Here is a 16,011-nt window from a genome sequence, read left to right as displayed (position 1 = left end):
GTATATGACGTTAACAGACAGGCCAGCGGATTTCAATGCCTGCGGCAGGTTCAATATGGGATAGAGAAGCATTTGATGGCGGGGTCTGCGTACAGGCTGCAAATCGTCGTGAAAATGTACTGATTATTTTTCGAACTTCATATATAGTTGGAATGGAGTTCTAACTACATAGGCAAAGAAGGTATCTAATCGGGATGAATGTCATGGTGAGAGAGAAAGCGTTTTACAAGAGCTTCTTTTGGTTGACGCTGGTCATTGGTTTGCAGAACATCATTTCCCTCGGGGTCAATCTGTCGGATAATCTCATGCTCGGCGGGTACAGCGAGACGGCGCTGTCCGGGGTCGCGCTGGCCAATCAGATTCAGTTCCTGCTTCATATGCTGGTGATGGGCGCTGCAGAGGGGCTCGTCATTATGTCGTCCCGTTTCTGGGGTGCGAAGGATATCGGTTCGATCAAAAAAATCGCGAGCATCGGGATGCGAATGGCAATCGGGCTAGCCGTGATGCTGTGGCTCGTTGTATTCCTGTTCCCGCATGCCACGTTATCATTATTTACCAGTGAGGCGCATGTTATAGCCGAGGGCGTCAGCTATTTGAGAATCATTTGCTTCTCCTATATATTCTTTGCGATTACGAATGTGCTTCTGGCCTCGCTGCGCAGTGTGGAAACGGTCAAGATCGGCTTCATTGTGTCACTGTCCACCCTCCTCATTAACGTAGCGCTGAATTATGTGCTCATATACGGCCACCTGGGCTTTCCTGAGCTTGGTGCCAGCGGGTCGGCCATTGCAACGCTGACGGCGAGAGTAATCGAGACGGTGATCGTCTGTGTTTATATTAAATTCTATGATCGAAAAATCGGACTCAAGTTGAAAGACTTCTTCCACATCGATATGGGACTGTTCAAATCTTACATCCGCATCGGTTCCCCGGTGCTGATGTCGAATACGATCTGGGGGCTGGCGATGGCCGCTCAGACCGCGATCCTCGGCCACATGGGCGAGGCGGTCATTGCTGCGAACAGCATTGCAACGACCATTTTTCAGTTGGTAACGGTAGTTGTATATGCCTCGGCAAGCGCCACAGCGGTGCTGATTGGCAAAACGATCGGGGAAGGCCATATGGACAGGATCAAGCCGTATGCGAAAACATTGCAGGTGCTCTATCTGATGCTCGGCTTGGTAACCGGGGCGGTGCTGTTCATCCTGAAGGATGCCGTGCTCGGGCTGTACGCCATCTCCGGCGATGCCAAAGGACTGGCGCTGCAGTTCATGACGGTGCTGTCGATCACCGTCGTCGGAACGGCCTACCAGATGCCGGCGCTGACCGGCATCGTCCGCAGCGGCGGGGATACCCGGTTTGTGCTTTACAATGATTTTATTTTCATGTGGCTGGTCGTTCTGCCGTCGACGGCGCTGTGCGCTTTCGTATTCGAGCTGTCGCCGCTCGTAACGTTCATCTGTCTGAAATCCGATCAGATTCTGAAATGTTTTGTGGCGATCGTCAAAGTGAACCGCTATAAATGGATCCGGGCATTTCATTCCTGAAGCTATGAAACGGAAGTCTCGCTCTCTTGCAGAAATATCACTTCTGACGCATATCAGGCCAGGAATTGGCAATCCTACAGGCAACAAGCCGCGAATCATTGAAAGAATTCATGGCTTTGATGAGCAGCATATGGGACGCTTCGGCATTCGGAGAAAGACAGCGGACCGCCTCCCCCTGTTCGAATGATCTGGGGGAGGGTAATTTCCGAACATTCGAGGCGTGAAATTATTTGAATGTTCCGCGTTAACGGGTGGAATTCGGTATAATTCTTCGAATTTTGACAATTAACGACATAAAACACTAATTTTTTAGTTTTGACAACTTCTCTCCTATACCCTAGGATAATAGTATCAAAACGAGTACATTTAGGAGGATATGGTCAGGAAATGAAAAAGTCATGGACAACACTGTTAACGCTTGTATTATCCATTACGCTGCTTGCAGGCTGCGGCGGTAACGGCAACGCAAACAACGATAATAACAGCGCATCCGAGGGAGGCTCGGAAAGCTCTCAAGATAAGAAGCGTATTGCCCTTATTCATCCCGAGAAGGTTGGCGTGAATCCTTTCTTTGCCCTGATGGATGAAGGCTTGAAGAAAGCAGCGGGTGAATTCGATATCGAAGTGAAAAGCATTGAGTCGACTGACCCTGCCTCCATTGAGCAAAATCTGCGTACAGCTGTGGCGGAAAACTATGATCTGATCATCACTTCCACCTTCCAGATGGAAGACGCACTGAACAAGATTGCTCCAGAGAATCCGAATGTATCGTTTGCGATCATCGATACGACAGTAGACCTTCCGAACGTTCGCAGCGTTGTGTTCCGCGAGCATGAAGCGGCATACCTCCTCGGCGCGGCAGCCGGTCTTGCTACCCAGTCTAATGTCGTCGGCAACGTTGTGGCAGCTGATATTCCGATCATGCACAAGTACATGACCGGTTTTGAAGAAGGGGCCAAATCGGTCAACCCGGATGTGGAGATTCTGGTGAACTTCGTCGGCGGATTCGACGATCCGGCGAAAGCGAAAGAACTGGCGATTCTGCAGCATTCCAAAGGCGCTGATTTCGTAGCGGGCATGTCTGCAGTCGGCGATCTCGGCGTGTTCGAGGCTGCCAAGGAGAACGGCTTCTACACTTCCGGCCAGGATACGGACAACACCGGCATCGATCCGGAACATGTAGTGCTCGCACAGCTGAAAGGCGCGGACGCGGTCGTATACGAGACGGTGAAGGATTTCGTAGAGGGGAACTTCACCTTTGACGTTCGCGACTATGGTCTTAAAGAAAGCGGCGTAGGCCTCACCTATGTAACGCATGAGAGCGAGACTCCGCTGAACCCGTTCATTGGACAAGAGATTGTGGATCAGCTCAAGGTGATTTCCGAGGAGATTGTTAACGGAAATATTAAAGTAACGAACGCATTGGAACAAAATTAGTTCTCACCTGGACCGGCTGCACATGAGCAGTCGGTCTTTCATTAAGCAGGAAAGGAAGGCATGACTCGAATGCTACTCCAGATGGACAGTATCACGAAGAAGTACGGCGAGTTCAGTGCGAATCGCGGAATTGACTTTTCGCTTCGCGCTGGCGAGGTTCATGCGATCGTCGGGGAGAACGGCGCGGGAAAAACGACGCTCATGCGCATTCTGTACGGGATGGAGCAGCCGACCTCGGGCACGATCAGCTTAAATGGAAAGGCCGTTACCTTTGCCAGCCCGCTGGATGCGATTCAGCATGGCATCGGCATGGTGCACCAGCATTTCATGCTGTTCCCTACGTTCACGGTAGCGGAGAACATCGTGATTGGCCATGAGCCCGGGAGCGGTGTACGGTTCGACCGGAAGCAGGCGGTCAGCATCGTCGAGGAGCTGTGCGAGACATACGGCATGAAGGTGGACCCCGAAGCGGTTGTCAGCAGTACGGCACCCGGAGTGCAGCAGCGGGTAGAAATCCTCAAGGTGCTGTACCAGGGGGCCGAGATTATTATTCTGGACGAGCCTACCGGCGTACTGACACCGCTGGAGGTGAAGGAGCTGCTGGAAGCGATCAAACAGCTGTCGAAACAAGGTAAAAGCTTCATTCTCATCAGCCATAAGCTGAACGAGGTGCTGGAGGTTGCCGACCGCATCACCGTGCTTCGCGACGGCGAGGTAACCGGCGTCGTGAATAAGGGAGAAGCCGACGCAGCCCTGCTGTCCCGGCTGATGGTAGGCCGCGAGCTGGCCGATCTGGACCGGCGTCCGGCCCAGCCCGGCGAGAGCGTGCTGGAGGTGTCCGAGGTGACCATCCGGGGAAGCAAAGGCAAGCCGGTGCTGGATAACGTCAGCCTAAACGTTCGGGCAGGCGAGATCGTGGGCATTGCCGGCATTTCCGGCAACGGGCAATCGGAGCTGCTGCAAGTCATCTCGGGACTCGCATCTTCGGACAGCGGCAGCATCAAGCTGTCGGGCAAGGATGTGACCGGGATGTCGACCCGCAGCATTCGGGAGCATGGCCTGGCTCATATTCCGGAGGATCGCTATGTGTGGGGCGCCAATCGGACCGCGACCGTGGCGGATACCGGATTGATGGGGCATCAGCGGCGTCTGCAGCGAAGCGGCATGCTGAAGCTGAAGGAAATCCGCTCGCTGGTATCCGGCTGGGTGCAGAAATTCTCGATCAAGACCGGATCGCTCGATACGAGCACACAGTATTTATCAGGCGGCAACCTGCAGAAGCTGATCGTTGCACGGGAGCTGGAGCAGGGAACGCCATTTCTGATTGCAGCCGAGCCTACGCGCGGCGTCGATATCGGCGCGATGGAGACGATTCACGGCGAGCTGCTGAAGCGGCGCGAGGAAGGCACGGGCATCTTATTGGTATCATCCGAATTAACAGAGATTATCAAGCTGTCGGACCGCATTCTGGTCATGTATGAAGGACGGATTGCCGGGGAACTGTCGGTGAATGAAGCGACAGAAGAGAAATTGGGACTGCTGATGGCAGGAGGAACGCTGCAATGAATAAATGGACAAAATGGACTCTTCCTCTGCTGCAGCCAATAGGCGCGATCATTGTCGGTTTGCTGGCTGGTGCGATCGGCATTCTCATCGCCGGGGGCAGCATCTTGGAGACCTATGCGGAGATGTGGAAGGGCGCCTTTGGCGGCATGTATTTCTTCACCAATACATTATCGCGGGCAACGCCGATTATTCTGATCGGGCTAGGCGCTGCCTTCGCTTTCCGGGCCGGGTTCTTCAACCTGGGGGCCGAAGGGCAGATGGTGTTTGGCGCGCTGGCGGCTGCGCTGGTCGGCCTGTATTTGCCGGGGCCGGGCTGGTTCGTGTGCATCGCGGCACTGCTGGCCGGCGTGATTGCCGGCGGGCTGTGGTCGGTCATGGCCGGGTACTTTGACGCCAGATTTCGTGTAAATCTGCTGATTTCGACCTTGCTGCTCAACTATGTGGCGGTGCTGTTCGCCGGTTATCTGGTCGCTTATCCGCTTCGAGACCGCTCGGGCTCTGCGGCGATGGCGCAGTCCCCGATGCTGGATAACAGCGTATGGCTGCCGAAGCTGATCTCCGGTATGCCGCTGCATATCGGCTTTGTGCTGGCCGTGCTGGCTGCACTGATCATATTCGTGCTGCTCAAGCGCTCGGTGATCGGGTACGAGATCCGGATGCTAGGCGGGAACCCGCTGTTTGCACTGTATGGCGGCGTCAAGCGGGGGCCGATGATGATCGGGGCGATGTTCGCAAGCGGCGGTTTGGCCGGACTCGGCGGCGCGGTGGAAATCCTCGGCTCCCAGTATCGCTACATCGACGGGGCTCTATCCACGGCCAACTATGCATGGACAGGCATTATGGCCGCATTGCTGGCCGGATCGCACCCGATCGGAACGCTGATAGCTGCCATCTTCCTGGCCGCGCTGCAGACCGGCGGCATGGGCGTGGAACGCAACACCGAGGTTCCGCTGGAGGTCGGCGCCATTATCCAGGCGGTGCTGATCCTGTTTATCTCCGCACGATTCACTTACAGCTTTCTAAAGCGCAGAAAGGAGAACAAGTCCGATGGCACAGCTGTTTGACCTGGCACTGATCAACTCGGCCCTCCGGGTGCTCACTCCGATATTGCTGGCCGCGCTGGGCGGAGCGCTCTGCTCCCGCGTCGGACTGTTCAATGTCGGGCTGGAGGGATTTATGCTGCTAGGCGCATTTTCCGCCGTAGCAGGCAACTATTTCTTTGGTAACGTCGTATATGCGATTGTGTTCGCCATTATTGTGGTCTCGCTGTTCTCCCTGGTGTTCGGCTATTTGAGCATCCATCTCAAGGCGAACGTCATCGTGGTCGGGGTCGCCATGAACGCGCTGGCGGCGGGGATTACAACCTTCAGCCTGCGGGCGATCTTTGATGTCAAAGGCGCCTTCTATGATAATACGATGGTTGGCCTGCCGAAATGGAACATTCCGATCATCGAGAATATTCCGGTGCTCGGTCCGATTCTGGCGGGGCTGACCCCGCTGGTGTATGTGGCCTTTTTGATTGCAGGGCTGATGTGGTATTATTTCTATCGAACAAAAAGCGGATTTCGCTTCCTGGCCGCTGGCGAGAATCCGCTGGCTGCGCGAAGCGTCGGCATCCGGGTGACCCGTTATCAATACGGCGCGGTGCTGGCCAGCGGCGTGTTGTGCGCGCTGGGCGGAGCCCAGCTGTCGCTTGGACAAGTGACCATGTTTACCGAAGGCATGACGGCCGGTCGCGGCTTCATTGCCCTTGTTGCCACCATGCTCGGCCAATCCGGACCGCTTGGCGTGACGGCTGCGAGCCTGTTGTTCGGCTTCATGGACGCGCTCAGCATCCGATTCCAGGGGCTTGCGCTGCCTACGCATTTCACGCAAATGCTGCCCTATGTGGTGACGATTCTGGCGATGTTCTTTTTCAAGGATAAAAGCTTCCAGCAGGATGCGCTGAAGCAGGGTACCAGCTCCCGATAAAATCATGGCCGCTGCATACCGAAGCGCGAATCACGCTGCGGATCAGTATGCTGATCCGGGGCTTTTTCGCAGCATGAGCGAAGCGCCTCGTGTGAAGCGGCTGCGTGCGACGACCCGCGTGCGGTGCCTCGCGCGCGGGCGGGAATAAGCCGAGCCGCCCCATGCCGTTTTTCGGCCGCGGTTCGTATAAGCGTAAAGGAGATGACATCTAGTGCATAAGAAAGCGGAGCGTCTGAAGAAGATGAAGCCCGTGGTTGCCGGGAATTTGACGGACGAGCAGCGCGACAAGCTGCCGCCGGGCCAGACCTTGACCGAGAAATTCCCGATCCTCCATGAAGGCGAAGTTCCGGTATACGATATGTCGAAGTGGAACCTGCGGGTATTCGGCGAGGTGGAGGAGGAGCGGACGTTTTCCTACGAGGAGCTATTGGCGCTGCCGACCGTGACGGTGAATACGGATATTCATTGCGTCACTCGCTGGTCCAAGTTCGACACGGTCTGGGAAGGCATTCTGTTCAGAGACTTCCTGAAGCTGCTGAAGGTGAAGCCGGAGGCCAAATATGTGATGTTCCATGCCGATCCGGACTATGACACCAACGTGCCGATTGAGGATCTGTTAAGAGATGATGTGCTGCTGGCCTACCGGTTTAACGGGGAGCCGTTAACGGACAAGCACGGCTGGCCGCTGCGCACGGTGGTGCCGCACCGTTATTTCTGGAAGAGCGCCAAATGGCTGCGAGGCATTGAATTTATGAGCGAGGACCGTCCGGGCTTCTGGGAGCGGAACGGGTTCCATAATGAAGCTGATCCGTTCAAGGAGCAGCGGTTCAGCGGCGAGGCGCTGGACATCCCGGAAGACGAATGGACACGCAAGGAGTTTGATTGATATGCTGATGCCAATTTTGCAAGTGAACTCGGAGGATATTCCGGAATTCGTCATCGTCTGTGGTGACCCGAAGCGGGCCGAGCTGATCTCCCGCAAGCTCGATGGCGCGAAGGAGCTGGCCTTCAGCCGGGAATACCGGACCTTTGTCGGTACTTATGAAGGCGTGGAGGTGGGCGTGACCAGCCATGGCGTCGGTTCTCCGGGCGCGGCGGTTTGCTTCGAGGAGCTGATCCGCGCCGGGGCAAAGACGCTGATCCGCGTCGGCACCGCCGGCTCCTATCAGGCCGACACGCCTGCAGGCAGCCTGGTGGTCAGCACGGCAGCGATTCGCACCGATGGGCTGACCAAGCAGCTGGTGCCGGACGGCTTCCCGGCCGTGGCGGACAGTGCGGTTGTGGAGGCGTTGTACGAATCCGCGCTGTCCTTAGGCGAGGGCGTCGTCCGTAAAGGGATGACGGTGACGTTGGACGTATTCTTCAACGGAGTGGAGGAATTCCCCCATCCGAAATATAAGGCGGCCGGTGCGCTCGGCGTTGAGATGGAAATCTCGGCGCTTTATGTAGTAGCCGCTCTCCGCGGCGTCCGCGCCGGTGCGATCGTGGCGATCGACGGCTTCGCGGACGCAGATCTCGCGGCAGAGTATGATCCGAACACGAATGTCGTGTCGGATGCCGTGGAGCGCGAAATTCACGCAGCCTTGATAGCCGTTGCGAAGCTGGCGAAGCAAGGGTGATGGAATAAGCCGGTTATTCCCGAGATGTGGGGATGACCGGTTTTTTTTGCGGGGCTGCATCGTTACAAATGGAAAATCATGAAAAATAACAGTTGCACTAGTACATGATTTCGCATATACTGATTCCAGTTAGTAATTGGTCAATCAATAATAAATGTGAATCGACAACAGAAAGGATGGATTCCGTATGCCGCGCGAAGTCTCCGCGAACCGACGTCAGGATATTGTTGCAGCAGCCATCGAGGTATTTGCAGAGATCGGTTATTACCGTGCGACAACCGCTCAGGTTGCCGAACGCGCAGCCATATCGCAGCCCTACGTGTACCGTTTCTTCACCAAGGAATCGCTGCTGGTTGAAGCGTTGGCCGTATCTTGGCAGCGGATTGTTCAGGCGTTCCGTCAGGTCATTGATTCGGCACCGCCTCAGGAGCTCGAAGAGGGATTGATCCGTGCTTACGAGGAGATCATGCTGGCGCATCGCAGTGAAATTTTACTGCAGATGCAGGCACAGACGATCTCGGATGCTCCTGTTCGAGCAGCGATGCAGCAGGGGATGGGCGAGGTAAAGGAGCTGGTGGAGACTGCCTTCATCCATGCCGGATTTCAGGATGCAGATGTGAGAGTCTCCAATTTTCTTGCACGGGGAATGCTCTGTAATGCTGCCATGGCCATGGAAATGCCGAGCATTATGCCGAAGCGTTAGAGCTGCCAATGGACCGGGGAATGGTAATCCGTGTGCTGTCCTTACGGGGAGGACTATAGGGGCAGTGTAAGCATCGAGCCGCAAGGGGCAGAATGGCTTGAGCGCCCCAAGCGACTCACCGGGAATACACGTCTTGACAGTGAGAGTCCATAAGCTGCTTCGCGAGAGTGCCAGCCCATTCCCGGGAGCGGTCGGCTCCGCATTCCCGAAAGCGGCTTGATCGGTGAGCATAGGGAGCCGCAGGCCATAACAGCCTAAGGTGTGTAGCAGCGATGCACGTTTCATCATTATGAAGTTCGTCATTATTTTTTTCATCAATAGTGATTGATCAATCAATAACAAAGGAGAGGTATGAATATGAAAAAAGCGATTGTTCTGGGAGCAACGGGCGGAGTGGGAAATCCGCTGACAGCCGAATTGATCACAAGAGGGATCGAAACGATTGCCTTCGGCAGATCGATGACCAAGTTAAATGCGCTCGCCGAGGAGCTCGGCCCATCCCCATTGCTGAAGCTTCACACGGGGGATGCCTTTAATCCAGAGGACATCATTCAGGCGGCCGAAGGGGCGGATGTCATTTTTCACAGCGCGAATATTCCGTATCACGAGATGGAATCAAGACTGCTTCCACTCGGGGAATCCGTGATGAAGGCTGCGCAGCAGATGGACGCAAGAGTGGTGGTCGTCGACGGTATTTATCCCTATGGGCGACGCAGGATGGAAAGAGCGACGGAGGAGCATCCGAAGCGGCCTCATACCCGAAAAGGCAAAACCAGGCTCGCCTATGAGGAGCTTCTGTATTCGGCACGTTGGAACCCCCGCACGCACCCTTTGATCGCCCGGCTGCCGGATTATTACGGTCCCTCCGCGCAAGCATCTTATCTATCCGTGACGATGGAAGCTATCGCAGCAGGTAAGCCTACGGCCTTCATCGGGAATATGACGGTACCCCGTGAATATGTCTACTTGCCGGATGCAGCCCGGATGATTGTGGATATCGCCGTTCAGGAGGAGTCTTACGGGCAAAACTGGCACATTCCCGGCCCTGGTGTCATTTCAGGTCGCGACCTGGTACGCATCGCTCAGGAGGCGAGCGGGAGCCGCAAAGCTGTCGTACCGCTAGGACGCATCGGGTTATCTCTGATCGGCCTGTTCAATCCCGTCATGAAGGAGGTCGTCGAGATGCTGTATCTTACGGAAGAGCCGCTCGTGCTGAGCGGGGAAAAATACGAGCGCCTCATCGGACGCTTATCCTGGACGCCGCATGAAAAAGCGATTAAGGAGACCATTTGGCGGCTGAAGCAGAAGCAGGGCCTGTGAACGGATTGTACGATTGTACGAATTGTGCTTAATAGCAAGCGTATATATGCGTAACGTCCTTTATTTTTCGCTAATAGTAATTGGTCAATCAATAATAATACAGATAAATCATGCACCTACTACTCAACTTGAAAAAGGAGGTGATCCAAATGGCCAAACTTCAATTGAAGTTTGTGGACGGCGTGCTGGCTGCAACCATTCTCATGTCGATGCTTAGCTGGTGGGATTAATAAGCTGCAACTGCTGTCTGTTACAAATCATTTGACAAGGAGGTTTGGATCTATGAATGAAGATTTACGTTCCGCCTGGGTATCAAAGCATACGCTTTGGCTCGGAATTGCCGCTGTCTTGCTGGTATTGTTCTCCATCTGGGATTAGTGAATATGAATACTTGCGCGCTGGCCAAAGGGCTGGCGTGTTTTTATTAGTCTCTGATTGTGAACGGAACACTGCACTGGATGACGATGTAAGCGGAGGAGGTGATCCGGAGAATTGTGCAGCCTTTGACCTGTTCGGAGAGGTGACAGCTGCGGAAAAAAGAATTAAAGGTGTTTTATCCCTTACCATAGTGCTACCTGCGGCATTATTATAGTGAGGGGGACGGGAGAGTTCATGCAGGTGTTGGTAATGTCGGATTGATGTCGCTGTAAAAAAGAAAAGAGGAATGAAACATGTTTAGAAACAATGAAGATATTGCCAAACAGCATGCGAACGATCTCCGTCAGGAAATGGAACGCTGTCGTCTGGCAGAACAAATGAGGCTTTCACACTCGGAGCCGGCACCGCCCGCAGACGAGACGGTGGAAAGCAAGGATGTATGGAAATCCCTGTATGAGACGATTGCAGGGATGGGGAGAAGAATACTATAATTCGAATTCTGACACAAATCGCCGGCGCGTACTGCGCCGGCGATTTTTAGCATGCGTATTCCTTCTTCTTATTCTTCTTATTTCGTCTCCTCGGATGTCCATACCACCGCGGGTTGTTGATCGGGTCCGAGGCGGGAGGCAGCTCTGCGACACGAGAAAGTTGTGCAAATATTCTGACTGCGCAGCACATAAAATGGTGAAGAACTGTGTCGTTACGACGAGGGGAGGGCCTTCCATACATGCTGACAGCGATATTGTTCATGTTCGCGATCGGCGCTGCTGTTGCCAGCGTGGATACCACATGCGGGCTGAACGTACTTGGAAGCCTGGACAGCACCAAGGTTAATCGAACGAAGTATGCGCTCGTCTACACGGTATCATGCACGCTGGGCGGCCTGGCGGCAGGCGTGGCTCTGGGCGGGATCGGTTATCTTCTGTCCTTGGCCCCGATCAGCGGGCTGCAGTCGACCCTCGTCATGGCCGGGCTGGGTGTGCTGCTGTTGCTGGACGTGTTGAATATGTCACGGCATCTTCCATCAGGAAATTTCATCGTACCGTCCGAATGGATTCAGCATGCGGGATACCGTTCCGCCGCGCTGTGGGGAAGCATTCTCGGCATGGGCTTCATCACGCTTCAAGCCGGTGTATTGTTTCACGCGTATATGTTTGTCTCTGTGTTAACACTTTCCTGGCAGGCGAGCATCGCTGCGGGCGCGTGCTTCGGTGTTGTTCGCGGCGCCCTGTTCAGCCTGCCGTTCGTCCGCTCCGTTGTATACGCCTGGCTGGGCCATCGATGGCTGAAGCGCACCCTGCTGACAGCGGTCCGACAGATCCTCTCCGGGGGGCTGATCCTTGGTGCGATTCTGTGGATGCTGATGGTCTGACCGAAGAGCGGGCCGGAGCTTCGCAGATATTCGTAGGCTGGTAAGCGGCGTGGCGGCAACACCAATTCATTAAACGATGAAGTCAAGGAGGCTTGCCGAATGATGTCTGCCGGCATGAGCATCGCTGTTGCGCTGGTCGTTACGTTTCCGATGCTGCTGTCCATCGCTGCTTATGGATGGAGCAGCGTGTTCGGGGATCCGCATCGTTTCCCGGGAAGCCCGCGGGTGCATCGGTTTCTGATGATCTGCCAGTTCGCTGGGGTGACGGCGGTTTATGCATTTCCTTCCTCTTACAGCCTGTATCTGTTGGCGTCGATTTATGCCGGCCAAGGGTTCGGTGCGGCTTATTACATTCACAAGAAGGGGAGGGTGGATTGCGGCTGCCTGGGGCCCCAGGTCCAATCGAAGTTAGGGCTTCCGCTCGTTGTGATCAATATTCTGTTCGCCGGAATATGCATCATCTCGAGCATAACGTATGGCTTTATCAGCCAGGAAGTAGCCGTGCCGCGTTTGGTACCGGTCGGGCTGCTGCTGGAAGCGATGCTGCTTCTGCTGTCACTGGTAGTCATTGTCGGGGTGCCGGATGCTGTTCATGCCATTCGATTGTATCGGAGGATGGCTGCCCGGCATGCGCCGAAGGTGCTGAAACGGAAGGAGAGAGCGGTATGAATGCGTTCTTCTGGATATCGTATACGATTCTGTGGCTGCTCGTCGTTCCTTTGGTGCTGCTAAATCTCGTGCTCTTCCGCCAGCTGGGCATTATGGTGATGGGGACGGCTCGGGGCGTCAACCAGTCGGGGATTCCTGTCGGACGCAAACTGCCCAAGGCCGAGACATCGACCCTATATGGCAAACCGTGGACAACGGAGGCCTTATACGGAAATCCCGCCATCATGCTGTTTGCTTCACCGACTTGCAAGGAGTGTGCGCGTATATTGCCGGACTTTGGAGCGGTTGCTAAGCAGTATGGCGTCAAGCCGATTCTTCTGCTCTTTGCGACGGCAGCACAGGGCGAGGCCTATATGCAGGCGATGGAATATGAGGAGGAAGTGCTGCTCGTGACTCCGGAGCTGGCGGAGCGACTGGATGTTGAGGTAACGCCGTTTGCGTATGCGGTTGATCCGGGAGGGATGATCCGACACAAGGGGCTGGTTAACAGCCGCGAGCAGTTGGAGGCCTATGTCAGGGCTGCGCGAGCTTCCTGAGTGAGAGGTGAACGTGATGAGACCTACATCATCCAATCGGGATGAGAATATGCAGGCGCGGATCAGCCGCGCAACCCGGAAGATCAACCGGAGAACGATCCTGAACCAATTCGCGCAAAAAACAGCCGAAATGCTGGCCAGGGCGTTCCTTTCCCCGGAAGAGAGCCTGGTTCCCGGTTCGTTTGCTGCCGGGCCTTGCCGCCCTCCGCACGGGCAGTATTGCAGCGGCTGTGGCGCCGATGCCTCCTGTCCGTCGGATTACGTCGTCTGCACCCCGAACACGGTCATTACGGACTGCAAGGGGCTATGCCCCTATCCGTCAGGGTGGTGGTATACGAGCGATCCGGTCGGGCAAAGAGCCAAGTGTCAGGACTGCATCTCCCGCTATGTGCATCCGACTTTCGACAAAGAGGGCTGTTATCAAGGCGCGCATATCGATGGACGGTTCGTGATTTGCGCTTGCCGGTCCACGATCATGTATTAGTTCTGGCTTCCTGGGGGGTCCGTGCTCCACCCCTTATTCTTCAACTATCCCTGTCCGGTGTCCTTTGTATGATTATCCCTTATGTTCAGGTGCTAGCTCTTTAGCTTCCTCCTTCGCATTATCATTTCGTCATCATTTCGTCTTGTTCTGGGGCATATCCTTGACTTTGAGTCTTGTCCTTGATCTCCGGCATTCAGGATCTACCGCTCTTCGTAAAATATGTTTCTCTTTCAGTCCAGCCTATCTGTTTCTAGGTTTTCTATGTTGCCTGATCAAACGGGATAATCGTGCAAAGTATCTATGAACAACGAGTGTTGGTTGGGACATCAGAGGTTCGACCAATGATCTTGTGCGCACGGATTATTGACATTAAAAAATGGGACATGTTTAAATAGAAGAAGTGTTAGCACTCTTTATTAGGGAGTGCTAAAAACCTGATTCATAGCGGAAAGGGGAACACTTCACATGGCCAAAAAACAGTTTAAAGCGGAGTCCAAGCGTTTGCTTGACATGATGATCAACTCCATCTATACCCAGCGGGAAATTTTTCTGCGCGAGCTGATCTCCAATGCCAGCGACGCCATCGACAAAATTTACTACAAGGCACTGACTGACGATAACCTCGTATTTAACAAGGACGATTATTTCATTAAAATTACGCCGGATAAAGAGAAGCGCATCCTGACGATCTCCGATACCGGGATCGGGATGACCAAGGAAGAGCTGGAGAACAATCTGGGCGTCATCGCCAAGAGCGGTTCGCTTGCCTTCAAGACGGAGAATGAAGCGAAGGACGGCCATAACATTATCGGCCAATTCGGGGTCGGCTTCTATTCGGCGTTTATGGTGGCCGATGTCGTGACGGTAATAACGAAGGCGCTCGGCAGCGACGAGGCGTACAAGTGGGAATCCAAAGGCTCGGACGGGTATACGATTACCTCGGCGGAGAAGGATTCGATAGGAACCGACATTATTTTGAAGATCAAGGACAATACCGAGGACGACCAGTACGATGAGTTCCTGGAGGAATATCGTTTAAGATCGATTATTAAGAAATACTCCGATTTTATCCGTTACCCGATCAAGATGGATGTGACAACCTCGCGTCCGAAGGAAGGCGCAGACAACGAGTTCGAGGAAGTACAGGAGGAGCAAACCATCAACAGCATGGTTCCGATCTGGCGCAAGAACAAGGATGAGCTGACCGAGGAGGATTACGAGAACTTCTATACTGAGAAACGGTATGGCTTCGATAAGCCGCTCAAGCATGTACATATCAAAGCCGATGGCGCGGTGGTGTACAATGCGATTCTGTTCATTCCCGAGCATACGCCGTTCGATTACTACACGAAGGAGTATGAGAAGGGGCTGGAGCTGTATTCCAACGGTGTGCTCATCATGGAAAAGTGCGGGGATCTGCTCCCGGATTACTTCAGCTTTGTCAAAGGGATGGTGGATTCCGAGGACCTGTCCCTCAATATTTCCCGAGAAATGCTGCAGCATGACCGTCAGCTGACGCTCATTGCGAAGAATATCAAAAGCAAAATCAAAAGCACGCTGCAGAGCATGCTGAAAGATGAGCGTGAGAAATACGAGAAGTTCTATGAAGCCTTTGGCCGCGGGTTGAAGTTCGGTGTCTACAACGAGTATGGTGCGAACAAGGACCTGCTGCAGGACTTGTTGCTGTTCACTTCTTCCAAGGAGAAGAAGCTGGTGACGCTGGACGAGTACGTGTCCCGCATGCCGGAGGACCAGAAGTATATTTACTATGCGGCCGGCGAGTCGATCGAGCGTCTGGAGAAGCTTCCGCAAACCGAGCTCGTGCTGGATAAAGGCTATGAGATTCTGTACTTCACGGATGACGTGGACGAGTTTGCGATCAAGATGCTCATGAAATATAAAGACAAGGAATTCAAGTCGGTATCCAGCGGGGATCTTGGCATCGAGTCCGAGGCGGAGAAGAAGGAATCCGAAGCGGAGGAGAATGAGAACAAGGAGCTCTTCAAGGCGATGGAGGGCTATCTGGAAGGCAAGGTGACAGCGGTAAAAGCGTCCAAGCGTCTGAAATCGCATCCGGTATGCCTGTCCTCGGAAGGCGAACTGTCGATCGAAATGGAGAAAATTCTGAAGGCGATGCCGAACGGACAGGAAGTCAAGGCGGATAAGGTGCTTGAGATTAACACCAACCATGAGGTGTTCCAATCGCTGAAGGCCCATAAAGACAATGAAGAGAAGCTGAAGCTGTACACGAATCTGCTGTACAATCAGGCGCTGCTGATCGAAGGCTTGCCTGTAGCGGATCCACTGGAATTCACTAACGATATTTGCAAAATTATGGTCTGACACTTTTGACTGCCTATCCTATTAGCGTGTTAGGTTCAGTCCAGATATGGAAGGAAAGCAACC

The 16,011-nt window shown here is 54.1% G+C and carries 16 protein-coding genes; all 16 read left to right on the top strand.

The features are described from left to right. Window positions 1–203: 203 nt before the first annotated feature. The 16 genes from CHH75_RS05505 (at window position 204) to htpG (ending at window position 15,948) form a co-directional block, all read left to right on the top strand. On the top strand, window positions 204–1,547 hold the full coding sequence (locus CHH75_RS05505) for an MATE family efflux transporter (protein WP_230875739.1): 1,344 nt from the start codon (window positions 204–206) through the stop codon (window positions 1,545–1,547). Between the two features lie 387 nt (window positions 1,548–1,934). Further along, entirely contained in the window at window positions 1,935–2,984 is a 1,050-nt protein-coding gene (locus CHH75_RS05500; protein WP_095265517.1) for a BMP family protein, read from the top strand. 69 nt (window positions 2,985–3,053) lie between these two features. Continuing rightward, entirely contained in the window at window positions 3,054–4,550 is a 1,497-nt protein-coding gene (locus CHH75_RS05495) for an ABC transporter ATP-binding protein (protein WP_095397643.1), read from the top strand. Further along, the gene (locus tag CHH75_RS05490; RefSeq protein ID WP_095265515.1) at window positions 4,547–5,614 is read left to right on the top strand and encodes an ABC transporter permease; all 1,068 of its coding nucleotides are present in this window, start codon (window positions 4,547–4,549) and stop codon (window positions 5,612–5,614) included. Before CHH75_RS05495 ends, CHH75_RS05490 begins: the two co-directional genes overlap by 4 nt. Then, window positions 5,598–6,521, top strand: coding sequence for an ABC transporter permease (locus CHH75_RS05485; RefSeq protein WP_095265514.1), 924 nt, complete (start codon window positions 5,598–5,600; stop codon window positions 6,519–6,521). The genes CHH75_RS05490 and CHH75_RS05485 overlap by 17 nt, the downstream gene beginning before the upstream one ends. Before the next feature lie 211 nt (window positions 6,522–6,732). Then, window positions 6,733–7,407 carry a sulfite oxidase-like oxidoreductase gene (locus CHH75_RS05480; RefSeq protein ID WP_095265512.1) on the top strand — a complete coding sequence of 225 codons (675 nt, stop codon included), beginning with the start codon at window positions 6,733–6,735 and terminating at the stop codon, window positions 7,405–7,407. Between the two features lies 1 nt (window position 7,408). Further along, the gene (locus CHH75_RS05475) at window positions 7,409–8,140 is read left to right on the top strand and encodes a nucleoside phosphorylase (protein WP_095265511.1); all 732 of its coding nucleotides are present in this window, start codon (window positions 7,409–7,411) and stop codon (window positions 8,138–8,140) included. Window positions 8,141–8,327: 187 nt separating this feature from the next. Then, window positions 8,328–8,843, top strand: a complete 516-nt coding sequence (locus tag CHH75_RS05470; RefSeq protein WP_095397642.1) for a TetR/AcrR family transcriptional regulator — start codon at window positions 8,328–8,330, stop codon at window positions 8,841–8,843. A gap of 357 nt (window positions 8,844–9,200) precedes the next feature. Further along, entirely contained in the window at window positions 9,201–10,163 is a 963-nt protein-coding gene (locus CHH75_RS05465; RefSeq protein ID WP_095397641.1) for an NAD-dependent epimerase/dehydratase family protein, read from the top strand. Between the two features lie 286 nt (window positions 10,164–10,449). Then, window positions 10,450–10,755 (top strand): hypothetical protein, encoded by a 306-nt coding sequence (locus CHH75_RS24775; RefSeq protein ID WP_155618295.1) that lies wholly within the window; start codon window positions 10,450–10,452, stop codon window positions 10,753–10,755. 79 nt (window positions 10,756–10,834) lie between these two features. After that, on the top strand, window positions 10,835–11,032 hold the full coding sequence (locus CHH75_RS05460; protein WP_095397640.1) for a hypothetical protein: 198 nt from the start codon (window positions 10,835–10,837) through the stop codon (window positions 11,030–11,032). A gap of 239 nt (window positions 11,033–11,271) precedes the next feature. After that, window positions 11,272–11,916, top strand: coding sequence for a hypothetical protein (locus CHH75_RS05455; protein ID WP_095265507.1), 645 nt, complete (start codon window positions 11,272–11,274; stop codon window positions 11,914–11,916). 99 nt (window positions 11,917–12,015) lie between these two features. Further along, window positions 12,016–12,585, top strand: a complete 570-nt coding sequence (locus CHH75_RS05450) for a hypothetical protein (protein ID WP_255222967.1) — start codon at window positions 12,016–12,018, stop codon at window positions 12,583–12,585. Then, a complete protein-coding gene (locus CHH75_RS05445; RefSeq protein ID WP_095397639.1) occupies window positions 12,582–13,121 on the top strand; it encodes a TlpA family protein disulfide reductase in 540 nt (179 codons plus the stop codon). Before CHH75_RS05450 ends, CHH75_RS05445 begins: the two co-directional genes overlap by 4 nt. A gap of 16 nt (window positions 13,122–13,137) precedes the next feature. After that, window positions 13,138–13,605, top strand: a complete 468-nt coding sequence (locus tag CHH75_RS05440) for a hypothetical protein (protein WP_095265505.1) — start codon at window positions 13,138–13,140, stop codon at window positions 13,603–13,605. 465 nt (window positions 13,606–14,070) lie between these two features. Further along, on the top strand, window positions 14,071–15,948 hold the full coding sequence (gene htpG / locus CHH75_RS05435) for a molecular chaperone HtpG (RefSeq protein ID WP_095397638.1): 1,878 nt from the start codon (window positions 14,071–14,073) through the stop codon (window positions 15,946–15,948). Window positions 15,949–16,011: the final 63 nt, after the last annotated feature.

This window comes from Paenibacillus sp. 7541 (genome assembly GCF_002276395.1).
Taxonomy (GTDB): domain Bacteria; phylum Bacillota; class Bacilli; order Paenibacillales; family Paenibacillaceae; genus Paenibacillus_AQ; species Paenibacillus_AQ campinasensis.
The sequence above is the reverse complement of the archived record's forward strand: the minus strand, read 5'-3'. Positions and strand labels throughout refer to the sequence as shown.